This window comes from Bradyrhizobium sp. McL0615, from assembly GCF_049993905.1.
In the GTDB taxonomy this organism is placed as follows: Bacteria; Pseudomonadota; Alphaproteobacteria; order Rhizobiales; family Xanthobacteraceae; genus Bradyrhizobium.
The window spans coordinates 758,831-783,322 of sequence record NZ_CP188254.1; the positions used below are offsets into that span (position 1 = coordinate 758,831).

Here is a 24,492-nt window from a genome sequence, read left to right on the forward strand (position 1 = left end):
TTCCGCGCCTCAATGGTAGGCGAGGCACCACCCCGGTCCGCGAAGCCAGCAGCGCTCGTCGGAGATGTCCTCGTCTCGATACAATCGTGTGACCCTTTGCCAGCCGCCACGGGCAAAGGCTTCGGCCAGCGCCCGTTCGGATACTTCGTCGCGGCTGCCGGCGCAGGGAAAGATTGCAACGGGCGAGATCCAGTATGCGAGATATTCCGCGCCTCTTCGTTCAATCCGGAACACCGCGCCGGCACTCGCCATGCGCTCCAGCGCAATGCTGCCAAATCCCTGATCCGACGTCATCGGCATGATCAGGCGGCCGCCATCGGCAAGGCCATCGAGCCAGCGTGTCGCTGGCTGCGTGCAGCCGGCATTGACATAGATGACGTCGGCGGCATCGAACGGCACTTGCGTGCCATCGCCCTCAATCACGGTGACATTCGCGTATGGAGCGAGGCTGGCTCTGGCTCGCGCGGCGAGGCCCTCATCATATTCGATTCCCGTTACGCGCCCTGACGGCCCGACGAGATGCGCGAGAATGGCGGTGTAATAGCCGGTGCCCGTCCCAACATGCACCACGTGTTCGCCTGCGGCGGGTGAGGCGTGGTGAATGAGATGGGCGTGCAACGACGGTTGCCCGTTGTTGAGGCTACGCTCGGGCACGAGCGCGATCAGATCGTCGGTATAGAGATATACAGGATCGGCGTCGGGTGTCGAAACGTAGCCATGGAGCCACCGCCGCACCAGCCACGGCCCGGGTCCCAGAAAATCCTCGCGGGGAATCGCCGCAAAGGCCTGTGTGACGCGCGCATCCACCACGTTGGCGGCGGCAACAACCTGCCTGGCGTAGGCCGCACGGATGATACGGAGTTCGGCTTTCGCGTCCATTTTGCCCTCCATCTCAGGTTATGCTAGGTTCAATGTGTGATTTGACACACCCTCAGGTGTGTTAAATAGCACAACTATCGCGGGGAGGCCAGATTGAAGAAGCGGCTCTATCCGGCAGTGCTGGAGCGCGGTCCGCGCGGCGCGCTCGGGGCCTGGTTTCCCGATTTTCCGGGCTGCGTTGCCGGCGGGCGGTCGCAGGAAGAGGCGATCGAGCGGGCGGAGGGCGCGCTGGCGCGCGCGGTGGACGGCATCGCCGAGCAGGGCAGGCCGCTGCCGGAGCCGACGCCGATCGAGCAGATCGCGTTGCCCAAGGGCGCCGACGTCGTCGCCTATTTCATCGTCGGGGTCGATCCGCCCGATCCGTCCGAGCGGGTCAACGTCTATCTGCCGAAGAGCCTGATTACGCGGATCGACAAGCGCGCCACGGAGCTTGGCATGAGCCGCTCCAGCTTCTTCGGCTTTGCCGCCACGATTGCGCTTGATTGGAGTCCAGGTTTTCCCCACACCGGCGTCGTGGATCCTCGCTCGAAGGTCCACAAGACCGGCGCGGTACGCCCCGAAAAGAAATCGGGCAAGAAGCGGACGTGAAAGGGTGTTTTCGTGCGGCGGATTGGCGAAGCGTCTCGCGACGGCTGCTTGCGCCCCTCGCATGGCGTGCGCCCATTTGCGCCGGTTGATCGCGTCTCTTCACGTCTTCATAGTGCCGCGCAATGAAATCGATGAGGCTGCCCTTCCCGGGGCCTGCCGGGCGGGAATGCCGATGCTGGATACGACAGCCACCGTAGAGGTAACCAATGACTCGCGTGCGCGCGGCAATGTGCTGCGGCTCGCCGCGGCGCAGGCGCTGACCGGCGCCAATTCGGCTGTCATTTTCGCCACCGGCTCGATCGTCGGCGCGACGCTGGCGCCGAGCATCTCGCTCGCCACCGTGCCGCTCTCGATGTATGTGCTCGGGCTTGCCGCCGGTACGTTGCCGACCGGTGCGATCTCGCGCGCCTATGGCCGCCGCACGGCTTTCATCATCGGCACGTTCTGCGGCGTGCTGACCGGCGCGCTCGCCGCCATCGCCGTCCTGTACGCGTCGTTCTGGCTGTTCTGTGGCGCGACGTTTCTCGGCGGTCTCTATGGCGCGGTGGCGCAGTCCTATCGGTTTGCCGCCGCCGACGGCGCCAGCACGGCGTTCCGGCCGAAGGCCGTGTCGTGGGTGATGGCGGGCGGCGTATTCGCCGGCGTGCTCGGTCCGCAGCTGGTGCAGTGGACCATGGATATCTGGCCGCCTTATCTGTTTGCGTTCAGCTTCGTGGTGCAGGCCTTCGTGGCGCTGGTGGCGATGGCGGTGCTGTGGGGCGTCGATGCGCCAAAGCCGGCGCCGTCGGATATGCATGGCGGCCGGCCGCTGTTCGAGATCGCGCGCCAGCCGCGCTTCATAGCGGCGGCGCTATGCGGGGTGATTGCGTACCCGATGATGAATCTCGTGATGACCTCGGCGCCGCTCGCCATGAAAATGTGCGGCCTGACCGTCAGCGATTCCAATTTCGGCATTCAGTGGCACATCGTCGCGATGTACGGGCCGAGTTTCTTCACGGGCTCGCTGATCGCGCGTTTCGGCGCGCCTGCCATCGTGGCGCTCGGCCTGCTGCTGGAAGCGGCTGCGGCGGGCATCGGCCTTTCTGGAATTACCGCGATGCATTTCTGGGCGACGCTGGCCGCACTCGGGGTGGGGTGGAACTTTGCTTTTATCGGCGCGTCCGCGCTGGTGCTGGAGACGCATCGGCCGCAGGAACGTAACAAGGTGCAGGCCTTCAACGATTTCCTGGTGTTCGGCATGATGGCGCTGGGATCGTTCTCGTCCGGTCAATTGTTGGCGCATTACGGCTGGTCGATGGTAAACATGGTGGTGTTTCCGCCGGTGTTGCTCGGCCTTGCGGTGCTGTCGTTGGCGTCATTCGCAAAACGCCGGGCGAGGCTGCAGGCGGCTGGCGGGATTACCGGTCCGACTATCTGATCTTCAATCTGATTGCTGGAGGCCCCATGCCGACGCGTGCCCGTCTTGATGAGTTCATTGCAGCCGTCGTCTCCGGCGATCATGCCGGCGCCATCGAGCGTTTCTATACCCAGGACGCCAGCATGCAGGAGAACGCGGCCGCACCGCGCGTCGGCCGCGACGTGCTGGTGGCACATGAGCGCGCAGTGCTGGAGCGCGTGAAGAGCGTGACGTCGACTTGCGTCGCCTCGGTGGTCGAGGGGGATCGCGTCGCCATCAACTGGGTGTTCGAGTTTGTCTACAAGTCCGGCAAGACCGGGCGGTTCGACGAAGTCGCGCTGCAGGAATGGCGCGGCGACAAGGTTTGGCGCGAGCGGTTCTTCTACGACCCGTCGAAGCCGGCGGCATAGTTGCCATCTGCTGACAGTTCGACCTGCGTCGAATTGATGACACTTGTAGCTTTGTTCGCTGTTACCGACATGTGCCGGGCAGGTTCGGCAACGACAACACAGTGACAAAGAGACATCTCTTGGACGCTCGCAACTACACCCCTTTGGACGAAACTTCGGTCCGCTACGACGGCTGGCGCATCGTGGCCGTCTGTTTCCTGCTGGCGACCTTCGGTTGGGCGTTCGGCTTCTACGGCCAGAGCGTCTATGTCGCCGAGTTGCAGCGATTGCACGGCTGGCCGGCGTCGCTGATCTCTTCGGGAACGACGTTCTTCTATCTGTCGGGCGCGGCGCTGGTCGCCTTTGTCAGCGAGGCGATCAAGGGGTTCGGCCCCCGAAATTGCATGATCGCGGGCATCTTCACCATGGCTTTGGCCGCGATCTCGATCGGCCAGGTCCGTGAGCCCTGGCAGCTTTATCTCGCCAACGCCGTGCTCGCCTTTGGCTGGGCCGGCACCAGCCTTGGCATGATCACCAACACGCTCGGCCTCTGGTTCGACAAGAAGCGCGGTATGGCGATCAGCCTGGCGCTGAACGGCGCAAGCTTTGGCGGCATCATTGGAGTGCCGCTGCTGGTGGCCGCGATCGGCCATTTCGGCTTTTCCGGCGGGATGACCGCAGCGGCTGTGGTGATGGTCGTAGTGATGGTTCCGGTGATTTTGCTCTTCGTCGGACGGCCGCCGATTCATGCCAGCGCGAGCGCGGTCGAGGCCACAGACGCGCCGTCGCCGACGCAAATTCGCGCACGGGCGTTTCGCGATATCGGCTTCCTCTCGGTGTCGTCGGCGTTCGCGCTGGTGCTGTTCGCGCAGGTCGGCTTCATCGTGCACCTGATCTCGTTTCTGGATTCGGTGATCGGGCGGCAGCAGGCGGCGATTGCGGTGGCGCTGTTGACCGCGATGGCGGTGGTCGGCCGCGTGCTGTTCTCCTTCGTGATCGACCGGATGAACCAGCGGCTGGCGTCAGCGCTCTCCTTCGTCAGCCAGGCGGTCGCGCTTCTGGTCATCATCAACGTGCATCATGATTACGCGCTGATCGCAGCCTGCGCGCTGTTCGGCTTCTCGGTCGGCAATCTGATCACGTTGCCGGCGCTGATCGTGCAGCGCGAGTTCGATCCGCGCTCGTTCGGCGTGCTGGTCAGCCTGATCACGGCGATCAACCAGATCACCTACGCGTTCGGCCCCGGCGTGGTCGGCCTGCTGCGCGATCTCTCGGGCAGCTATGCGCTGCCGTTCTATGGCTGCATCGCGGTGGAGCTGACGGCAGCGGTGCTGATCATGATCCGCGGGCGCGCGAAGTCCTCATCCTGAGGAGCCGCGAAGCGGCGTCTCGAAGGATGGCGGCATCGCGGCTCTCATGGTTCGCCCGGCGAGGCGAAGCATCGTCCGGAGACGGCGCTTCGCGCCTCCTCACCATGAGGGATTAGGTTTCCCGCTGCCGCAGCAAATCCTCCAGATCCAGCCGCTTGGTGAACATCGTGAGCGACCCATCCGCCGCGCGCGGCCATTCCTCCTTTGGCCGGTCACGGTAAAGTTCGACGCCGTTCTGGTCGGGGTCACGCAGATAGAGCGCCTCGCTGACGCCGTGATCGCTGGCGCCGTCAAGCTCGATGCCGGCCTGGATCACGCGATACAGCGCGTCCGCCAGCGCCGGGCGCGTGGGATAGAGAATGGCGGTGTGAAACAGCCCGGTCGTGCCCGGCGGTGGCGGATGGCCGCCTTTGCTTTCCCAGGTGTTGAGGCCGATGTGATGGTGATAGCCGCCCGCTGAAATGAACGCCGCGCTGTCGCCCATCCGCTGCATCACCTCGAAGCCGAGCACGCCGCAGTAGAAACCAAGCGCGCGCTCGAGGTCGGCGACCTTGAGATGGACATGCCCGATCCGGGTGCCGGCAATAATGGGTGGGTTCTGGGGCATGGTTTCTCCGCTTGTTGCTCTTAACCTCGCCCCGCTTGCGGGGAGAGGTCGAACTTTACGCGAAGCGGAAAGTTCGGGTGAGGGGGTACAGGTCTATCGTGAGATCACAATTCGCGGAGAGAGCCCCTCACCCCAACCCTCTCCCCGCAAGAGCGGGGAGAGGGAGACGTAATCACCGCCTGCGATCAGGCAAGATCGGACACTTCTCCATCCGGCAGTCCGAACTCGAACGTGTTCAGCGTCATCGACACCATCGTGTAATAGCCGCACAGCCCGATCACCTCGACCACGCCGCGTTCGGTGAGCACTTTTACGGCCTCGTCATACAGCGCCTTCGACACGCCCTTGCCCTCATGAAGCGATTTGGCGAGGTCGTAGATCATCCGGCCCTTTGGGTCGTCAAACGTCGGCGTGCGGCGATCACGGATGTCCTCGATGATCTTCGGGTCCATGCCGCCCTTCAACGCCAGGCGTTTATGCGCAAACCATTCGTAGTGCGAGGTCCAGTGCCGCGCGGTGACGAGAATCGCAATCTCGGACAATTTTGCCGGAAACATCGTGTTGAAGCGCAGCTGCTCGCCAAGCCGCGTGGCATGCCGCGCCATGTCCGGGCTGTTGAGCCAGGCCATCATCGGCGCAGGCGGGGCGCCGCGCTTGCCTGATATCGCCTCGTCGTAGGTTTCTTTTTGTTCGGCGCTCATTTCGCCAGGCGAAAGCAATTTCAGCCGCATGCCCGTTTCCTCTTGTTTTTCAACCGTTACCGCTCTGCGCTTACACCCGATTCCGCCTCCTGACTACCGCCGCAGAAGCATGGGCTGACGTCAGACATATATTGAATTCCGCAATGCGAAGGCTAAGGTCGCTTCCAACGTCCAACATGGAAACGCCGACATGTCCGATCTGGAAACATTCCGCCATGAAACCCGCGCCTGGCTGGAGGCCAATTGTCCGCCGGAGATGCGGCGTCCGATGACCTCCGAGAACGACACCTATTGGGGCGGTCGTAACGCAAAGTTCTCGTCCGAGCCGCAGCGCGTCTGGTTCGAGCGGATGCGCGACAAGGGCTGGACCGTGCCGGACTGGCCGAAGGAATATGGCGGCGGAGGACTCGATCGCGCCGAGCACAAGGTGCTGCGCGAGGAAATGTCGGCGATCGGCGCGCGCTCGCCGCTGTCGAGTTTCGGCATCTGGATGCTCGGGCCGGCGCTGTTGAAGTACGGCAACGAGGCGCAGAAGAAGGAGCATCTGCCAAAAATCGCCGCGGGCCTGATCCGCTGGTGCCAGGGCTATTCCGAGCCGAACGCCGGGTCGGACCTTGCCTCGCTGCAGACCCGTGCCGAGAGCGACGGCGACGATTATGTCATCACCGGCCAGAAGATCTGGACCTCATACGCCAACTACGCCGACTGGATTTTTTGCTTGGTGCGGACCGATCCTACGGCGAAGAAGCACGACGGCATCAGTTTTATCCTGTTCGACATGGCCTCGAAGGGCGTGTCGACCAAGCCGATCCTTTTGATTTCGGGCTATTCGCCGTTTTGCGAAACCTTCTTCGACAATGTGCGCGTGCCGAAATCGCATGTGGTGGGCACCGTCAACCGCGGCTGGGATGTCGCGAAATATCTGTTGCAGCACGAGCGGGCGATGATCTCGGGCACTGGAGAGCGCGGTATCGGCCGTCCGCTCGGGCAGGTCACCGCCGACTCCGTCGGAAGCGATGATTCCGGTCGGCTCGACGATGCCATGCTCCGCGGCCAGATCGCGGCGTTCGATATCGACGAGGCGGCGTTTGCAGCTGTGGCCGAGCGTGCCGTTGATCTGGCGAAGGCCGGGCAATCGCATCCGGCGTTCTCCTCAGCGATGAAATATTACGGCACCGAACTCAACAAACGCCGCCATGAAATCCTGATGTCGGCCGGCGGCATCGATGCGCTGGAATGGGAAAGCGAGCGCTCCCGGGGCGGCGCCCGCCCGCGCGCCTGGCTGCGCACCAAGGCCAACTCGATCGAAGGAGGCACCTCAGAGGTGATGCTCGGCATTGTCGCCAAGCGCATCCTCGATCTGCCTGGGGCCTAGAAAGGTCCTCATCCTGAGGAGCCTGCGAAGCAGGCGTCTCGAAGGATGGGCCAGGGGCCTCATGGTTCGAGACGGCGCAAGAGCGCCTCCTCACCATGAGGGTCGGCAGCGACATCGATCAAACTAACTCGACCGCATTTACGTCAACCGATCACGGATATCTCAATGGCACTCGTCCTCTCCGAAGAACAATCCATGCTGCGCGACAGCGCGCGCGGCCTGATCAGCGACAAGGCGCCGGTGGCGCACCTGCGCGGCTTGCGCGACAGCAAGGATGCCACCGGCTTTTCCCGCGATCTCTGGAAGACGTTTGCCGAGATGGGCTTTTCCGGATTGCTGGTGCCCGAAAATTTCGGCGGCAGCGGGCTCGGCTATGTCGAGGCCGGCGTGGTGATGGAGGAAATCGGCCGCACGCTGATGCCGTCGCCGTTCCTGTCGACCGCGGTGCTGGCGGTCTCCGCGCTCTCGCGCGGCGGCAGCGAAGCTCAAAAGTCGGCGCATCTGCCGAAGATTGCGGACGGCTCGCTATTGGCCGCACTTGCGGTAGATGAAGGCGCAAAGCATCGCCCCCTGCAGATCAACCTGCAGGCGGTACGCTCTGGCAACGGCTTCAAGCTCAATGGCGCCAAGGCCCTCGTGGTCGACGGTCATACCGCCGATCTCCTGATCGTCGCCGGCCGCACCGGTGGGGCTGCCGGCGAGCGCAACGGACTGACGCTGTTCCTGGTCGATCCCAAGGCCAAGGGCGTGGCGATCGAACGCACCGTGATGGTCGATGCGCACAACGCGGCGCGAATCAAATTTGCCAATGTCGAGGTCGACGCGGATCATGTGCTCGGCGAGGTCGACCAGGGCGGGGCGCTGCTGGACGGCGTGCTCAATATCGGCCGCGGCGCGGTGGCCTCCGAAATGGTTGGCCTAAGCGAAGAGGTGTTCGGCCGCACCGTCACCTATCTGAAGGAGCGCAAGCAGTTCGGAAAACTGATCGGCGAATTCCAGGCGCTGCAGCACCGCGCCGCCGAGCTCTATATCGACATCGAGATCACGCGCGCCGCGGTGTTGAAGGCGCTGCAGACGCTGGATGGCGATTTCGACCACGCTGGCGCCGCGGTCGCAGTCGCAAAAGCCCGCGCCGGCACCACGGCGACGCTGGCGGTGCAGGAGGGCGTGCAGATGCACGGCGGCATGGGCATGACCGATCAGTTCGACATCGGCTTCTTCATGAAGCGCGCGCGGGTCTGCCAGGAATTGTTCGGCGACAGCAACTACCACGCCGATCAGTTGGCGCGGATGAAGAGTTATTGATTTTCATCCCTCATGGTGAGGAGCCGCGAAGCGGTGTCTCGAACCATGAGGCCCGGCTGGTGGCCACATCCATCCTTCGAGACGCCCGCTTCGCGGGCTCCTCAGGATGAGGGCGGTGGGTGCTGGATCACTTGGCCGGCCGGGCAATGACGGCGGAGAGAATTTACCTGATCGGCGGCGCGTACTGGATGCCGCCGTTGCTCCACAGCGAATTCAGCCCGCGCGGGATCTTCAGCTTCGATCCTTCGCCGACATTGCGCTCGTAGACTTCGCCGTAATTGCCGACGTGGCGGATGATGCGGGCGGCCCAGTCCTTGGGCAGGCCGAGGTCTTCGCCGTAGGCGCCCTCGGTGCCGACCAGCCGCATCACGTCAGGCTTCTTCGACTTCAGCGCCTCGTCGATGTTCTTCGAGGTGACACCGAGTTCCTCGGCGTTGATCATCGCATACAGCGTCCACTTCACGAGCATCATCCAGTCGTCGTCGCGCTGCCGCACCACGGGCGCGAGCGGCTCCTTGGAGATGACGTCGGGCAGGATGACATGGTCGCTCGGCTGGATCAGGTTCAGCCGCAGCGCGTAGAGCTGGGAGACGTCGGCGGTGAAGGTGTCGCACTTGCCGGATTCATAGGCCTTGAGCACGTCTTCCAGCTTGGGAAACTTCACTTCCGTGTATTTCATGTTGTTGGCGCGGAAATGGTCGGCGACGTTGAGCACCGTCGTCGTCCCTTCCTGCACGCAAACCTTGCTGTTGTTGAGGTCGAGCGCGGAATCGATGTTGCGCGAGCGCGGCAGCATGAAGCCCTGGCCGTCATAATAGGCGACCGCCGGGAAATAGAGGTCGTAATTGGTTTCGCGCGACATGCTCCAGGTCGAATTGCGGGACAGGATGTCGACCTTGCGGCTCTGTAATTCCTTGAAGCGTTCGCTGGCGTCGAGGGGGACGAATTTCGCTTTCTTGGGATCGTCGAAGATCGCGGAGGCCACCGCGCGGCAGAAATCGACGTCGAAGCCGGTCCAGTCGCCCTTGTCGTCGGGAATCGAGAAGCCGGGCAAGCCCTTGTTGACGCCGCACAGCACTTCGCCGCGGCGGATGGTCCGCTTCAGCGTCTTGGTGTCGTAGCGTTCATAGGTGATTGCAGCGGCCGCAACGGCGGCTGCGACCGCCAGCCCGATCAGGAGGCCGCCTCGGAATGTCCGTAGCATTTTTTCAACTCACAATTTCAGGGAAATGAATCGGCTTTGAGGGACCGCGTCGCAATTACAGTTCCGGCTTTTGCCGGATAATCACCTTGGTGCCGACCGGCACGCGCTCGTAGAGGTCGGCGACGTCGGCGTTGACCAGGCGGAAGCAGCCGGAAGAAACGGCGGTGCCGATGGTGTCGGGCCGGTTGGTGCCGTGGATGCGGTAGACGGTGGTGCCGAGATACATCGCGCGGGCGCCGAGCGGGTTGCCGGGGCCACCGGCCATGAAGCGCGGCAGATAAGGCTGGCGCGCGATCATCTCGGGCGGCGGTGTCCAGTCCGGCCACTCCGCCTTGCGTGTGATGTTCACCAGCCCCTGCCACGTGAACCCTTCACGACCGACGCCGATGCCGTAGCGCAATGCGCGGCCGTTGCCCTGAACCAGATAAAGATGGCGCTCGGCCGTGACCACGATGATGGTGCCCGGCGCTTCATTGGTGCGATAGAGCACCGCCGTCTTCCTGAACTCCGGATCGAGTTCGACGGAGTCATCAGCGATAAGCCCCGGCTGGTCGCCGACGTCGGGCTGCCGCGTCTGCGCTTCGCTCTGCGGGGCCGAAAGGACCAGACCGCCTGCCGCGATCATCATCCAGATCAGGTGCCGAAATTTCGTCATCGCAGAGCTCTCCTCCTGGCGCGTTGGCCAACTTAGCGGAACCATCAAATCTCAGGGCCAGCTTGATGGCAAGTTTAGGGCGAATGAGGCGGATAGGTGACTGAAATGTCTTCTATTTCCGCCAGCCGCCTTATTCATGGGGTATTCAGCTTTGGCCTATTTCGGCGCGATCCACAGCCGCAGGCAAAATGAAATCAGCGCCACGGTGCCGACGCCGCCGAGCCATAGCGCGACGAACCACAGGAGACGCTGGGCCAACGGTCGCGGATTTGGCTTGATCTCGATCAATGGTATCCGCTCTCAGGTTTGACCTTGCCGCGAAACACCCAATAGGCCCAGGCGGTATAGCCGAGGATCAGCGGTATCAGCACGGCGACGCCGAACAGCATGAAGATCTGGCTGTTCTCCGGCGAAGCGGCCTGCCAGATCGTGATGCTCTGCGGCACGATGTAGGGGTACATGCTGATGCCGAGCCCGGCATAGGACAGCGCGAACAGCGCCAGCGTCAGGAAGAACGGCTGGTAGTCGTATTTGTTTGCAAGACTGCGCAGCAACAACACGGTGACCGCAGCCACCGCGACCGGCACCGGCGCCGTCAGCAGGATGTTCGGCCAGGCGAACCAGCGGTGCGTGTACTGCACATGGAGGAACGGGGTCGCGATGCTGACCGCACCGATGGCGCCGAGCATCGCGAGCAACAGCACCCAACTCAGATGATAGGCGCGGTCGCGCAATTCGCCTTCCGTTTTCATCACCAGCCATGTCGCGCCGAGCAGCGCATAGCCGATCACCAGGGCCACGCCCGTCAGAATGCTGAACGGCGTCAGCCAGTCCCACCAGCCACCGGCATATTGGCGACCCGAGACATGGATGCCTTGCAGGATGGCGCCGAGTGCGACGCCTTGCGCCAGTGTCGCCAGCAGCGATCCGCCGGCAAAGGCGATTTCCCACTTGTTGCGCTCTTTGGTCGTGCGCCAGCGAAATTCAAAGGCGACACCACGGAACACCAGGCCGAGCAGCATCGCGATCATGGGCGTGTAGAGCGCCGGCATCAGCACCGCATAGGCCAGCGGGAATGCGGCCATCAGACCGCCGCCGCCGAGCACCAGCCAGGTTTCGTTGCCATCCCAGACCGGTGCGACGCTGTTCATGATGACGTCGCGATCGCGCTTCTCTGGAAATAGCGGAAACAGGATGCCAAGGCCGAGGTCGAAGCCGTCCATCACGACATAGACGAACACGGCAAACGCGATGATGAAGGCCCAGATGGTGGGAAGGTCGATCGGGATCATCGGGCGGCTCCCTCGGCAGCGCCTGCGGCGGGCGTGATGCCGGCGGCACGGGCAGGGACATCCTTGCTCGGGCCCTGTTCGCCCGGATGCGGCGGGGCCGCCATCAGGCGCAGCAGATAGATCACACCGGAGGTGAACACCGCGAAATAGACGATGATGAAGGCGATCAGCGAGGAGGCGACCGCGGGCGCCGCCAGCGGCGAAGCGGATTCAGCCGTACGCAGTAATCCATAGACCGTGAACGGCTGCCGTCCGGTCTCGGTGGTGATCCAGCCCGCGAGCACGGCAATAAAACCTGCGGGCGCCATCGCGACCGCAAACATGTGCAGCAGCCGGGAATCGTACAGCTTGCCCTGCACGCGCATCAACAGGCTGAACAGGCCGAGCGCCAGCATGAGCAGTCCCATGCCGACCATGATCCGGAACGACCAGAACGTGATCGGGACCGGTGGCCAGTTTTCGCGCGGCACGGTGTCGAGGCCGGCCATCGGCGCGTCAGGCGAGTGCTTGAGGATCAGCGAACCCAGCTTCGGCACTTCGATCGCATAGTCGACCCGGCCTGCGCTCTGGTTGGGCAGGCCGAACAAAATCAGGGGCGCACCGTCCTTGTGGCTCTGGAAATGGCCTTCCATCGCCATGATCTTCACCGGCTGGAGTTCCAGCGTATTGAGCCCGTGCTGGTCGCCGGCGAGGATCTGGATCGGCGCCACCAGCGTGGCCATCCACATCGCCATCGAAAACATCACGCGCGGGCCGGCGAGGTGGCGGTCGCGCAGCAGGTGCCAGGCGCCGACCGCACCGACCACGAGCGCCGTGGTCAGGTACGCCGCCAGCACCATGTGCACGAGGCGGTAGGGGAATGACGGGTTGAAGATCACTTTCAGCCAGTCGGCGGCGATGAACTGCCCGTCTGCGTTGATGGCGTGGCCGGTCGGCGTCTGCATCCAGGAATTGGCGGACAGGATCCAGAACGCCGAAATCAGCGTCCCGATCGCGACCATCAGCGTCGCCATGAAATGCAGCCTGTGGCCGACGCGTTGGAGGCCGAACAGCATCACGCCGAGGAAGCCCGCTTCAAGGAAGAACGCGGTGAGCACCTCATAGGCCATCAGCGGCCCGATCACCGGTCCGACCTTGTCGGAGAAGGCCGACCAGTTGGTGCCGAACTGGTAGGACATCACGATGCCCGACACCACGCCCATGCCGAAGGCGACGGCAAAGATTTTTAGCCAGTAGTTGAACAGGTTGATGAAGACCTCGCGCCCGGTCCACAACCACAGCGCTTCCAGCACCGCCAGATAGCTCGCGAGCCCGATCGAGAAGGCCGGAAATATGATGTGGAACGACATCGTGAAAGCAAACTGCGCCCGGGCCAATACGACCGCATCCCAGCCTTCGAACATCGGCACCACCCGTCGCAAGATTCGTCAGGCGCCACTTCTTCGAAAAACGGAACTACAGTTTTCGAAAAATTGCGTCCGAACCAGGCCGCTACCTTACCACGCCCGATGCGGATTGTACCCGCGCCGTGCGCGGAACAGGCGTGCAGCCCTATCCCGCACCCGATCGATCGAGCCTCAGTCGCCGGGTGATCTCGGCCTGCACGGCGCGGGCCTGGTCCTTGCCGACCAGCACCGGGCTGCGGATCTTTCTTCCTGAGTGAAGCCGGATCGCGATCGCGTAGTGCGAGGCTCGCCGGCCGCCGCTTTCGACATCAATGTAGGCTGCGTCGTCACCGCCGACGGTTATGACCTCGATCGTACCCTTCAACGACAGCCGCTCGATCCTGAGGTCGCCATCACGGACAATCCAGCATCCACTGGCCCGATCGAGGTGCCTGATCAGCAAAAAGGCCATGATCCCGCCGAATGAGCCGACGGCGATTCCGAAGGTGGACAATTTGCCGCTCCAGAGCGCGAAGATGAGTGGAATGGCCAGCGAGCAGGCAAGCAGCACGAGGAGAGCCCTGTAGGCGCGTACGCGTTTGGAGCTGACCGGCTTGCCCAGTCGTATCCTCGCATTCGCGGCGTCGAGCGGATTCTCGACCAATTCGGGAGCAGGCAACTGAAGTAGTTGCGCAATCTGCACGATGGTTCTTTGCACCTGGGTGATGTCAGGCAGTGGGGGCGAGGTGAGCGTATCTCCCGATCCGGTCTCGAATATGAGGGTGAATTCGACTGATTTGCCGATGCTCCTTCGAAGACGCATCCCCGATAGTTCATCGTCCCTGATCGATCTTCGGCGCAGTTTCCCGAAGGGCCGCTGTTCGCCGATCAGGATTTCGCCTGGCGTCACGATCCAGACGACGTTGCGATCGAACAGGGCTGCGCCCAGCAAAAGGCACCCGAATAGCAGCGCAAACAACGCGGCGATGCCGAGCCATTGGTCATTTGCCAGATGGGCGAGGCCGGGCAGGGCGATCAGACACACCACGATGGCAATGCCCGCGAGAACCAGCCGCTCATTGAGCGACGTGCCCTTGCGTAACCTGACTTCATTCTCGCCCGCAGTACTCATCGTCGGCGGCAAACATCACAAGCGGCGCGGTCGCGTCAAGCAGCCAGCCGTTCGGTTGCAGTCCGACAAGTCAGAGTTGTCTGATCTCAGGACGCCGCGTTCGGCAGCCGGGCGAGGGTGCGGTCGATCTGTTCGTGCTGGCATGCGATCTTGCCGTTCTGGTCGACGATAGAGCGCATATTGCGCCCGCCAATAACGGTTGAATCGGGGCGGACCGCGGGGACGCCGCGTCGGTGGCGAAACAAGCGACGTCACTTCTTCGTGCGGCGTTTTCATCCCGCAACGAAATCGGGCGCCAAAAAGCAGAGCGACCCGGCTGGGGGGCATCCCGGCCGGGTCGTTGGAGGTTACTTGGGAGGACTAAAAGCTTGGGAGGCTAGAAATTCAGCGGGGGGTCTCGCTGTCGTAGGAGATCACACAGACCTCCTTGGGACTCTTGGTGCCGCAATCCACCACCTGTTCACGCACGAACGTCGAACCGGTGTCGCGATGGGCACGGGGCTGAACGTTCTGGGCCGAGAGGGTGGCAAGCGTCGCGACGGCGCCGAGCGGGACGATGAAAAGGCGGAAGGACGGCTTCAGCATGTTCGCTCTCCTGTTCGGCGTTGGTGTTGCGTTGTTCGCTAAAGGTGTAGGGGCTGAGTTTTTCCGGGTGATGTCGCCAATTGTTTCATTTGTTTCGTCGGAGGTAATCTTTGTCCGCCGAAATCGACCCGGTTTTCACTCCCGATACCATTGTAACATATTGAAATAACTGATATTTATGCAGCAAGGCTGTCTACGCCGGCGCCCTTAAGCAACTCGGCCAATTGTTTGCGGGCGTAGAACATCCGGGTCTTCACCGTGCTCTGGGGAATACCGATGATCGCGCCGGCCTCTTCCACCGACTTCTCGTGGTAGTAGACCAAATTGATGATCTCGCGATGGGCCGGCGACAGCTTGGCGACGCAGGCGCGCAGGATCGCCTTGGTGTTGCTGCGGTCGAGCGAGGCTTCCGGCGTGTCGGCCTCATCGGCGATCTCGAGCACGTCTTCCTGCTCGATATCCTCATGCTTGCGCTGGCGCAGGGCGGTCAGCGCCTTGAAGCGGGCAATCGACAGCAACCAGGTGGAGACCTGCGAGCGGCCCTCGAACTGGGCGGCGGTCCGCCACACGTCGAGGAACACCTGGCTGACCAGGTCTTCCGCCATGGTGGTATCGCGCACCATGCGCAGCACAAAGCGGTAAACCCGGACGTTATGGCGGGAGTAAAGCACATGCATCGCCGTGCGGTCGCCCTTGGCAATACTCTGCAGCAGCATTTCGTCGGATGTCGCCCGGGCGGCGGCAATCGACTTCTTGGCTGCGGCGTTGATGGCGACGACGTTCGACATGACAGGCTCCCAATTCCGACGCCAGGCGGCGTTTCGTTGGGAGAATTGTTAATTAGGCTCGGTTTCGGGATGTCTGCACCAAAAGGGAAAAATGGTTTCGTGCAGGGGAGAATTGTTTCGTCGGGGCGCCTGCGACGAAACATTCGGGGGCAAAAGGCCAGTAATTTCAATATGCGGAAAATTGGATGATTTCAGATGCGGATTCGTTCCGCCGGGTTCGAACCTTTTTATCGTTCCTGCGAACGTCGGGACCCATAACCACAGCGTACTGTCGCCTGGAAGGACGTCTACTGCAGCGAGCCAATACGAGCGCCGCCGGCGTAGGGGTACTAGCTAACACGTTCGCAGCGACGACGAAGAAGGCCTAACCCTTCTCGCCGGTCGGAGAGAACAGATAGCCACCGCCCCGGATGGTGCGGATCACGGCAGGCTTGGTCGGATCGATCTCGATCTTGCGGCGGATGCGCATGATGCGCAGGTCGACCGCGCGGTCGAAGGCTTCGGCGTCGCGTGCATTGGCCAGCTCCAGCAGCCGCTCGCGTGACAGCACCCGCTTCGGGTTGGCTGCGAACACCTTCAACAGGCCGAATTCGGACGCCGTCAGCGGATGCTCGTTGCCTTCGTCGTCGCGCAGCGCTTGGGCCTCGAGGTCGAGCCATTTGGTGCCGAACCGCACCAGCTGCTCCTTCTCCGCCTTTGCAGCCGCAGCCTCCGGCGCAGCCGCTGCCTTGGCCGGCGTGCTGCGGCGAAGCACCGAGCGGATGCGCGCCATCAGTTCGCGCAGCTCGCAGGGTTTTGCGATGTAGTCGTCGGCGCCGAGTTCGAGGCCGACGACACGGTCGATCGGGCTTGCGGTGGCCGTCAGCATGATGACGGGAACGTTGATCTTGCTCTTGAGGTCGCGAATGATCGACAGCCCGTCTTCCTCGGGCATGTTGAGGTCGAGCACGACGAGGTCGGGCACTGCGGTCTCGATCTCCTTGCGCAGGCTTTTGCCGCCGTCGCACAGCGTGACGCCAAAGCCGTGCATCTTGAGATAATCGCCGACCATCTCGCGGGCCGGCGCCTCGTCGTCGACGATGAAGATGTGCGGGTTCTGGGTCATGTCGTCTCTGTCGCAGGCAGTGTAACGGTAAACGTCGAGCCCTGTCCGGGGCCGCCACTCTCCGCGGTCACATGGCCGCCATGCATGTCGATGATGCGTTTGACGATCGACAGGCCGAGGCCGGTCGAACTTTCGCCGGCGGTGGGTTTGGCCGAGAGCCGCTGGAAGCGGCCGAACAGCCGGCCGAGATCCTCCGGCGAAAGACCGGCGCCCTGGTCGGCGATGCGGATCACCGTGTAGCCGCCCTCATGGGTGACGGCCACCGTGATCTTGCCGCCGATCGGTGAATATTTGATGGCGTTGCTGAACAGGTTGTCGATCGCCTCTCGGATCCGGTCGGTATCGCACATGGTGACGATATTCGACGGCGCCGACACGCTGATGGTCTGCTGCTTGTTGACGGCCGAGGGCAGGTTGGAATCGGCGACCTCGGCAACCAGCGCTGCGACATCGACCGGTTCGCGGCGGATCGTGATGTCGAAGGCATCCGCCATCGCATCCGAAATCAAATGATCGACCATCGAGGTCAGGCGCTTGGTGGCGTCCCTGATATGCTCGACCTGGGCGGTGACGTTTTCCTTGGGCGAGCCGGCGCTGATCAGTTCGGTCAGCATTTCGGTGCGGCCGAGGATCACGCCGAGCGGATTCTTCAAATCGTGCGCAACGGTGCCGAGAATCTCGTTCTTGAAGCCGTTGGCACGCTGCAGCCGCAACCACTGCGCCGAAAGGCGGCGGTTGGCCTGCATCAGCGCGCGGGTGCGCTGGGCGACGCGGTCCTCGAGCTGGGTATTGGCCTCGTGCAGTTGTCGGTAGAGGATGACGTTGTCGAACGCGATCGAGAGCCGGCTGGAGAAGATCTCGACCAGCGCGCGGTCGGTATCCGAAAGCTGACGCTCGGCCTGCAGCAGCACCACCACCTCGCGACCGCTTCCGGTGCGCAGATAAAGCACGCTGCGGTGATCGGCGAATTCGTTCTTTCGCCGCAGGAAGGCGGCTTCCACCATCTGCCGCAAATCCGGATCGAGCGCCTTGGAGCTCGTCGTGCCGATGAAGCGGCTGTAGCAGCCCGAGCCCGCCAGCACCGAGAATTCGCTCCCCGCGGCGCCGTCGTCGCGCAGCACCAGGATGCCGGCGCAGTCGACATTGAGCAGCGAGGCGAGCTGCGTCAGCACGCCTTCCGCCAGCCGCTGCATCGATTTGAAGTCGTACAGCGTCGAGGCGGCGTCGATGATGATTTCAAGCCCGCGCCGGGTCTGCACCATGCGCTCGAGCTGCTGGTAGCTGCGCAGCGCTGCCGTCAGCGAGGTGAACAGCTTGTCGGCCGTCAGTTCCGTCTTGGCCTTGTAGTCGTTGATGTCGTACTGGACGATGACGCGGCGCTCGGGCGCTTGTCCCGGCTGGCCGGTGCGCAGGATGATGCGGACGGTTTCGTTCTTGAGCTCGTTGCGGATGTACTCGACGAGGTCGAGGCCCGCGACGTCGGTTTCCATGATGACATCGAGCAGCACCGCTGCGACATCAGGGTTGTTGCGCATCAAGGTGCGCCCTTCGGCCGCGGAATAGGCCGACAGGATTTCCAGCGTCGCGCCGTGGAGATTGTAATCGCTCAGCGCAAAGCGGGTGCCCTCGTGCACGGCGGCATCGTCGTCGATGACGGCGATCTTCCATTTGCGTACGGACGAGTCCTCCGGAACGGTCCCGGTATCGTCGATCAGGTGGAGGACATCGTCCTGTTCGGCCATTGCGAAGTTCCGTCGGCTGCTGTCTGGTCTGAAATCGTGGGTTCGCCTGTCGATCCGCCCTTGGCGACTTTCGGCATGATAATGCGGAATGTGGTGCCTTGTCCCAGCCTTGACTCCAGCATCATCCGGCCGCCGAGCTGTTGAGTGACAAGATTATAGACGATATGCAAGCCCAGCCCGGTACCCCCTTCGTTGCGGCGCGTCGTAAAGAAGGGGTCGAACGCCTGCCGCTGCACGTCCGGCGTCATTCCGGCCCCATTGTCGGCAAAAATGATCTCGACATCGTCGCTGCCGCGCGCCCGCGCCGAGATCGTGATCGCCCCGGACCGGCCGTCGGCAAAGGCATGGTTGGAGGCGTTGAGGAACAGATTGGTTAATATCTGGCCATAGGAGCCGGGATAGCCGTCGATGAAAAGCCCTTCCGGCACGTCCACCGACAGCGTGATCGCCGCCTTCTTCAGCACCGGTTTCAGGCTGGCGACGATCTGGTCGGTGGCCTCGCTGAGGTTGAATTGCCGCCGCTCGGCGTGTGAGCGGTCCACCGCCACCTGCTTGAACGACTGGATCAGCTCGCCGGCGCGGTGCAGGTTCGCCACCAGTTGCCCTGCGGCATCGCGCGAGCTCTTGACGAACTCATCGAGCTTGGAGCGGCGCAGCGGCTCCGTCCGCAGTTCCTGTTCGAAAATATCGGCGCGACGCGCAAAACTCGACGCCACCGTCAGGCTGATGCCGATCGGGTTGTTCACCTCATGGGCGACGCCGGCGACCAGGCCGCCGAGCGCCGCCAGCCGTTCGGCGTCGATCAGGTTCTGCTGCGCGGTGTTGAGCTCGAGCAGCGCGCTTTCGGCCTTTTCCTTCGAGGCGCGGAGTTCGTCCTCGGTCTTGCGCTTGGCGATGGCGTTTTCGCGGAAGACGTCCACCGCGCGCGCCATGGCGCCGACCTCGTCCCTGGCAGAGGTGCCCTGCACGCGCCGATCGTAATTGCCTGACGTGATCGCATGCATCGCCGCCAGGATCTGCTGCAGCGGCAGGCGTATCGAGAGCGCGATCAGGACGCCGGCGGACAGAATGATGCCAAGGAACATCACGGCGATCGACAGCACCCGGCGCGAGATGGCCGACAGCGTGCGGTCGAACGTCTCCTGCGCCTTCTGCTCGCGCTGACGCATCTTGACCGACAGCTCGTCGATCACGCCGATGGCCTCGGCCTGGCTGGCATCGATGGTGTTGCGCAGCAATTCGGTCCGGATTGCGAGCTGCTCGGTCAGCTTGGCCATGCCCTCGCGCAGCGCCACTGTCCGCGCCTCCAGCCGCTTTAGCGCCATGCGCTGCAGATCGTTGTCGGCAAGGTCGGCCATCACGGGGATGGTCTTTTCGATCGTCTCGGTATTCCTGCGGGCGTCCTCGGCGGAGGCCGAGGCGGGCGACAGGTAATAGGCGTTGGCGGCGACCAGCATCGCCGTAAACGCTTCGCGGGATCTTCCGAGCGCGGGCCAGATCTGCGCGTCGCGATGCCCGGTGGCGCCCTCGATGACCGAATACAGCCCGGCCATTTCCCGGGCCGGTCCCAGCACCTGCTGCTCATAGGTCTTGGTGATGGTGGTCTGCACGGCGCGCAATTCGCCGAAGCCGTTGAGGAAGCGGTCGGTGACGTGTTCGAGTCGCTCGACCGAGCCTGATAGCATCGGGTCGTTGGCGGCGCGCGTCGTGAGCGTGCCGAGCACCGCTTCGCGCAGCAGCAGGATCTCGGCGAACAGTTCGGGGCTCGGCTGGTTGATGTAGCGATGGATCAGGTTCTGCAGCCGGCTGGTTTCGCTTTCCAGCAGCGCCAGGATCTTGTCGGATTCCCGCACCTGCCGGACGTCGTCCCAGGCCGAACCCAGCACCTTGGAGCCGTTCCAGATCAATACGGCGAGCACCACGACGACGGCGGAGTTCAATGCCGCAATCGACAGGATGCGCCAGCGGATCGGCACCGCGCGCAGCCACTGCACGATACGAACCCGGCCGCGCGCGGCGAGGCTCGCCGGCCGTTCCGCTGCGTGGTGCTGTTGCGGTTCGGCGGTCAAATCCGTTCCACTCCGCGAAGGCGCCCGGCCAATAGCGGTGCCATCGTCCCGGTCAATGCAAACTGGGTGCGGTTGAGGCGACCTGCGGTCCCGATATGTTCGAGGGCTTCCGTTTTTGCGCCGGGCCGGCGGGAATGGAACAGGTCGATCGGATGGCTTGCGTATTGAGGATCGGGGCTGCGAAATTCGCGCGCAAACGCGCCCGTTGAGACCGCCGTAAGCAACAGCGCAACAACAAGCACGAAGGTCCGCCAAAGGTCGGCGCAGCGATACACAGGCGACAAATCCCCTTAGAGATTGAGTCTGCGGCGGGGAAAAAAGGTTCAAGGCATTTTTAGCAGAATTTACCGATGCTTGGCTATTGGTGGCTGAGCTGGCAGGCCGTATTTGAAGGGTAATCCCTGTATTCCTTCTACAATTTCAAATTGTGTTGTGCGCTGCGGTGGGGGCCGGGCGGATTGAAACCGGAGCCGCAGGGATTTATGAGGGCGCAGCGGGCAGATATTTCGCCGGCGCGGCAGAGCAGGATATTCACCAGTGAAATTGGCCTTGAGATTTTTGCAATTCGTCGCCGTCGCCATGGCGCTGGCGTCTCCGGCGCAGGCCGCCACCGAGATCATGTGGTGGCACGCAATGTCGGGGGAGCTCGGCAAGCAGCTCGAAAAGCTGGCGGCCGATTTCAATGCGTCGCAGTCCGACTACCGGATCGTGCCGACCTACAAGGGCAACTACACCGAGACGGTGACGGCGGCGATCTTCGCCTTCCGTTCGCGAAGCCAGCCCGCCATCGTTCAGGTCAACGAGATCGCGACCGCCACCATGATGGCGGCAAAGGGCGCGATCTACCCGGTATACGAATTGATGCGCGATCAGTCGGAGCCGTTCTCGCCGGAGGCGTATCTACCGGCCGTGACCGGCTATTATTCCGATGTCGCCGGCAACATGCTGTCGTTCCCGTTCAATGTCTCGACGCCGATCCTGTACTACAACAAGGATCTGTTCCGCGCCGCGGGCCTCGATCCGGAGGCGCCGCCGAAAACCTGGGCCGAGGTCGGCACTGCTGCGAAGCGCCTGCGCGCGGCCGGCTCGCCCTGCGGGTTCACCACCTCCTGGCCGTCCTGGGTTCATGTCGAGAATTTCTCCGCCTTCCACAATCTGCCGCTGGCTACCCGGGCCAATGGCTTCAGCGGGCTTGATACGGAATTGGCCTTCAACAATCCGGACGTGGTGCGGCACATCGCCCAACTCGCGGAATGGCAGGCGACGAAAGTGTTCGACTATAGCGGCCGCGGGCAATCGGCCGAGCCGCGCTTTCAGAAGGGCGAATGCGCCATCTTCATCGGCTCTTCGGGTACGCGCGCGGACATCAAGGCCAATTCCAAATTCGAGGTTGGTTACGGCATGATCCCGTACCGGCCCGACATTGCCGGCGCGCCGCAAAACTCCATCATCGGCGGCGCCACGCTATGGGTGTTGCGCGACCGGCCACGCACCGAATATGCCGGCGTTGCGCGGTTCTTCGCCTATCTCTCGAAGCCGGAAGTCCAGGCTGGCTGGCACCAGAACACCGGCTATCTGCCGATCACCCGCGCCGCCTTCGACCTCACCCGCGTGCAGGGCTTCTACGATCGCAATCCCGGTGCGGCGATCGGTATCGAGCAGCTGACGCTGAAGCCGCCGACCGAGAATTCGAAGGGAATCCGGCTGGGGTCTTTTGTGCTGATCCGCGGCGTGATCGATGAAGAACTCGAGCAGGTTTTCCACGGCAAGCACTCCCCGCAAGCGGCCCTCGACCTCGCCGTCGACCGCGGCAACCACCTGCTGCGCCAGTTCGAGCGCGCGAACCCGGATAGATAGCAACCCAGTCATTGCGAGCGAAGCGAAGCAATCCATCTGCCCCCACGCGCTGAGGTGTGGATTGCTTCGCTTCGCTCGCAATGACGATAAATAATGATCAAAGCCACGCTGCCGCTGCTGCATCGTGCCCGTGATCCGTTAGGCACTTCTGTATCGAGGGTTGGCAACAGAAGGCCGCTGACCTCCACGAATTGCAGGACTTGCTCCGGCCGATTTGAGTGCCGCACAGCAATAGAGCGCTCAAAAATATCTGCATATTTATTGGGCAAATAAATCTCTTTGTATGCAATCTGCCAGGATGTCGCACCGCGTCTGACGTGCCGCGATGGATATATTTGCAAGCTAAAACAACTGGTTAGTGCGGCGCTAATCCTTCCTTAAGGATTGGCACAAACCTTGCGATTCCAGCTCCAAATCCGCTTTCCCTCAGGCGTTTGGAGCATCACCCATGAAGCGTCGCGATTTCTTGAAATCGGTCACTGGAGCTGCGGCGGGAGCGATGGTGCCCGCGCCGGCGATCTGGTCCGCGGCCAAGGCGGATGCGCGGTCGGAGACGCTGCTGATCGTCTCGGAAGGCGGGCCCAACAACCTCGACATTCACGGCGTCGGCACCAACGTGCCTGGCTATGAGGTGTCGTGGAATTGCTACGACCGCCTGATCAGCCACGAGATGAAGAGCGGTCCCGGCGGCGTGCCGTATTACGACCGCGACAAGTTCAAGGGCGAACTCGCCGAGGACATGAACATCGGCGACATGTCGGTGACCTTCAAGCTGAAGAAGAACGCCAAATTCCATGATGGCGCGCCGGTTACGGCGAAGGATGTCAAATGGTCGCTCGACCGCGCGGTTTCTGTCGGTGGCTTCCCGACCTTCCAGATGAGCGCGGGCTCGCTGACCAAGGCCGAGCAGTTCGTCGTCGTCGACGACAGCACGGTGCGGGTGGATTTTGCCAAGAAAGATCGCCTGACGGTTCCCGACCTCGCCGTCATCGTGCCCTGCATCGTCAACTCCGAACTCGTGAAGAAGAACGCCAGCGAGAAGGATCCCTGGGGACTCGAATACACCAAGCAGCAGACCGCGGGCTCCGGCGCCTACAAGCTGACGAAATGGACCGCCGGCACTGAAGTGATCATGGAGCGCAACGACGAGTGGGTCGGCGGCCCCTTGCCGAAGATCAAGCGCGTGATCTGGCGCATGGTGCCGCAGGCCGGCAACCGCCGCGCGCTGCTGGAGCGCGGCGACGCCGATATCTCCTACGAACTGCCGTTCAAGGATTTCCAGGAGATGAAGGCCAACGGCAAGCTCAACGTGGTGTCGCTGCCGTTCTCCAACGGCATCCAGTATATCGGCATGAACGTCACCAAGCCGCCGTTCGATAATCCGAAAGTGCGCCAGGCGATGGCCTATGCGATGCCGTACCAGAAGATCATGGACGCGGTGCTGTTCGGCCTCGCCAATCCGATGTTCGGCGCGGCTGCGGACAAGGCGACCGAGGTCGCGTGGCCGCAACCGACCAAATATTCCACCGACATGGCCAAGGCCAAGGCGCTGCTCGCGGAAGCCGGCTACGCCAACGGTTTCGAGACCACGATTTCATTCGACCTGAATTTCGCAGGCGTCAACGAACCGCTTTGCATCCTGGTTCAGGAGAGCCTCGCCCAGCTCGGCATCAAGACCACGATCAACAAGGTCCCCGGCGCCAACTGGCGCACCGAGCTGAACAAGAAGGAAATGCCGCTCTACACCAACGTGTTCTCAGGCTGGCTCGATTACCCCGAATACTTCTTCTACTGGTGCTATCACGGCAATAATTCTGTCTTCAACACCATGAGCTACAAATCGCCGGAGATGGACAAGATGATCGACGGCGCGCGCATGGCCGCCTCGACCGGCGACACGGCGACCTACGACAAGGACGTCAAAGGCTTTGTCGATCTCGCTTTCGCCGACATCCCGCGCATCCCGCTGTATCAGCCATTCGTCAACGTCGCGATGCAGAAGAATATCTCGGGCTATCAGTACTGGTTCCATCGCCGGCTGGATTATCGCGCGCTGGTGAAGGCGTAA

The 24,492-nt window shown here is 62.7% G+C and carries 22 protein-coding genes; 8 read left to right on the forward strand and 14 right to left on the reverse strand.

The window, feature by feature from the left end; translation table 11 throughout:
* Window positions 1-9 precede the first annotated feature (9 nt).
* Window positions 10-879, reverse strand: a complete 870-nt coding sequence (locus ACPPVP_RS03475; protein WP_426531330.1) for a protein-L-isoaspartate O-methyltransferase family protein — start codon at window positions 877-879, stop codon at window positions 10-12.
* A 93-nt stretch (window positions 880-972) separates the two neighbouring features.
* Between ACPPVP_RS03475 and ACPPVP_RS03480 the strand changes: the two genes are divergently transcribed.
* From ACPPVP_RS03480 to ACPPVP_RS03495, 4 genes are all read left to right on the forward strand, one after another.
* A complete protein-coding gene (locus tag ACPPVP_RS03480; protein ID WP_426531332.1) occupies window positions 973-1,467 on the forward strand; it encodes a type II toxin-antitoxin system HicB family antitoxin in 495 nt (164 codons plus the stop codon).
* 172 nt (window positions 1,468-1,639) lie between these two features.
* Window positions 1,640-2,884 (forward strand): MFS transporter, encoded by a 1,245-nt coding sequence (locus tag ACPPVP_RS03485; protein ID WP_426531334.1) that lies wholly within the window; start codon window positions 1,640-1,642, stop codon window positions 2,882-2,884.
* Between the two features lie 26 nt (window positions 2,885-2,910).
* Window positions 2,911-3,273, forward strand: a complete 363-nt coding sequence (locus ACPPVP_RS03490; protein WP_426531336.1) for a nuclear transport factor 2 family protein — start codon at window positions 2,911-2,913, stop codon at window positions 3,271-3,273.
* Between the two features lie 119 nt (window positions 3,274-3,392).
* Complete coding sequence (locus ACPPVP_RS03495) at window positions 3,393-4,622, forward strand: MFS transporter (RefSeq protein ID WP_426531338.1); 1,230 nt, start codon at window positions 3,393-3,395, stop codon at window positions 4,620-4,622.
* 112 nt (window positions 4,623-4,734) lie between these two features.
* On the opposite strand, the gene ACPPVP_RS03500 is transcribed toward ACPPVP_RS03495, so the two are convergent.
* On the reverse strand, window positions 4,735-5,229 hold the full coding sequence (locus tag ACPPVP_RS03500) for a VOC family protein (RefSeq protein WP_426531340.1): 495 nt from the start codon (window positions 5,227-5,229) through the stop codon (window positions 4,735-4,737).
* Between the two features lie 185 nt (window positions 5,230-5,414).
* Window positions 5,415-5,960, reverse strand: coding sequence for a carboxymuconolactone decarboxylase family protein (locus tag ACPPVP_RS03505; RefSeq protein ID WP_426531342.1), 546 nt, complete (start codon window positions 5,958-5,960; stop codon window positions 5,415-5,417).
* A gap of 160 nt (window positions 5,961-6,120) precedes the next feature.
* Between ACPPVP_RS03505 and ACPPVP_RS03510 the strand changes: the two genes are divergently transcribed.
* Window positions 6,121-7,305, forward strand: a complete 1,185-nt coding sequence (locus ACPPVP_RS03510; RefSeq protein WP_426531344.1) for an acyl-CoA dehydrogenase family protein — start codon at window positions 6,121-6,123, stop codon at window positions 7,303-7,305.
* Between the two features lie 165 nt (window positions 7,306-7,470).
* Entirely contained in the window at window positions 7,471-8,610 is a 1,140-nt protein-coding gene (locus ACPPVP_RS03515; protein WP_426531346.1) for an acyl-CoA dehydrogenase family protein, read from the forward strand.
* 163 nt (window positions 8,611-8,773) lie between these two features.
* On the opposite strand, the gene ACPPVP_RS03520 is transcribed toward ACPPVP_RS03515, so the two are convergent.
* The 11 genes from ACPPVP_RS03520 to ACPPVP_RS03570 form a co-directional block, all read right to left on the reverse strand.
* Window positions 8,774-9,814, reverse strand: a complete 1,041-nt coding sequence (locus ACPPVP_RS03520) for an amino acid ABC transporter substrate-binding protein (RefSeq protein WP_426531348.1) — start codon at window positions 9,812-9,814, stop codon at window positions 8,774-8,776.
* Between the two features lie 55 nt (window positions 9,815-9,869).
* Window positions 9,870-10,469 carry a L,D-transpeptidase gene (locus ACPPVP_RS03525; protein ID WP_426531350.1) on the reverse strand — a complete coding sequence of 200 codons (600 nt, stop codon included), beginning with the start codon at window positions 10,467-10,469 and terminating at the stop codon, window positions 9,870-9,872.
* A 156-nt stretch (window positions 10,470-10,625) separates the two neighbouring features.
* Window positions 10,626-10,754: a DUF2474 domain-containing protein gene (locus ACPPVP_RS03530; protein WP_426537638.1), complete on the reverse strand. Its 129-nt coding sequence runs from the start codon at window positions 10,752-10,754 to the stop codon at window positions 10,626-10,628.
* A complete protein-coding gene (gene cydB, locus ACPPVP_RS03535) occupies window positions 10,754-11,761 on the reverse strand; it encodes a cytochrome d ubiquinol oxidase subunit II (protein WP_426531352.1) in 1,008 nt (335 codons plus the stop codon). The genes ACPPVP_RS03530 and cydB overlap by 1 nt, the downstream gene beginning before the upstream one ends.
* Window positions 11,758-13,164: a cytochrome ubiquinol oxidase subunit I gene (locus tag ACPPVP_RS03540; protein ID WP_426531354.1), complete on the reverse strand. Its 1,407-nt coding sequence runs from the start codon at window positions 13,162-13,164 to the stop codon at window positions 11,758-11,760. The genes cydB and ACPPVP_RS03540 overlap by 4 nt, the downstream gene beginning before the upstream one ends.
* Window positions 13,165-13,312: 148 nt before the next feature.
* Entirely contained in the window at window positions 13,313-14,278 is a 966-nt protein-coding gene (locus tag ACPPVP_RS03545; RefSeq protein ID WP_426531356.1) for a hypothetical protein, read from the reverse strand.
* Window positions 14,279-14,662: 384 nt separating this feature from the next.
* The gene (locus tag ACPPVP_RS03550; RefSeq protein WP_426531358.1) at window positions 14,663-14,863 is read right to left on the reverse strand and encodes a hypothetical protein; all 201 of its coding nucleotides are present in this window, start codon (window positions 14,861-14,863) and stop codon (window positions 14,663-14,665) included.
* A 176-nt stretch (window positions 14,864-15,039) separates the two neighbouring features.
* A complete protein-coding gene (locus ACPPVP_RS03555; protein ID WP_426531360.1) occupies window positions 15,040-15,651 on the reverse strand; it encodes a sigma-70 family RNA polymerase sigma factor in 612 nt (203 codons plus the stop codon).
* 364 nt (window positions 15,652-16,015) lie between these two features.
* Window positions 16,016-16,756: a response regulator gene (locus tag ACPPVP_RS03560; RefSeq protein WP_426531362.1), complete on the reverse strand. Its 741-nt coding sequence runs from the start codon at window positions 16,754-16,756 to the stop codon at window positions 16,016-16,018.
* A complete protein-coding gene (locus ACPPVP_RS03565; protein WP_426531364.1) occupies window positions 16,753-18,498 on the reverse strand; it encodes an ATP-binding response regulator in 1,746 nt (581 codons plus the stop codon). The genes ACPPVP_RS03560 and ACPPVP_RS03565 overlap by 4 nt, the downstream gene beginning before the upstream one ends.
* Window positions 18,468-20,474 (reverse strand): ATP-binding protein, encoded by a 2,007-nt coding sequence (locus tag ACPPVP_RS03570; protein WP_426537640.1) that lies wholly within the window; start codon window positions 20,472-20,474, stop codon window positions 18,468-18,470. The genes ACPPVP_RS03565 and ACPPVP_RS03570 overlap by 31 nt, the downstream gene beginning before the upstream one ends.
* Window positions 20,475-21,146: 672 nt before the next feature.
* Between ACPPVP_RS03570 and ugpB the strand changes: the two genes are divergently transcribed.
* Both ugpB and ACPPVP_RS03580 read left to right on the forward strand, forming a co-directional pair.
* Complete coding sequence (ugpB, locus tag ACPPVP_RS03575; RefSeq protein ID WP_426537642.1) at window positions 21,147-22,424, forward strand: sn-glycerol-3-phosphate ABC transporter substrate-binding protein UgpB; 1,278 nt, start codon at window positions 21,147-21,149, stop codon at window positions 22,422-22,424.
* Between the two features lie 448 nt (window positions 22,425-22,872).
* On the forward strand, window positions 22,873-24,492 hold the full coding sequence (locus ACPPVP_RS03580; protein ID WP_426531366.1) for an ABC transporter substrate-binding protein: 1,620 nt from the start codon (window positions 22,873-22,875) through the stop codon (window positions 24,490-24,492).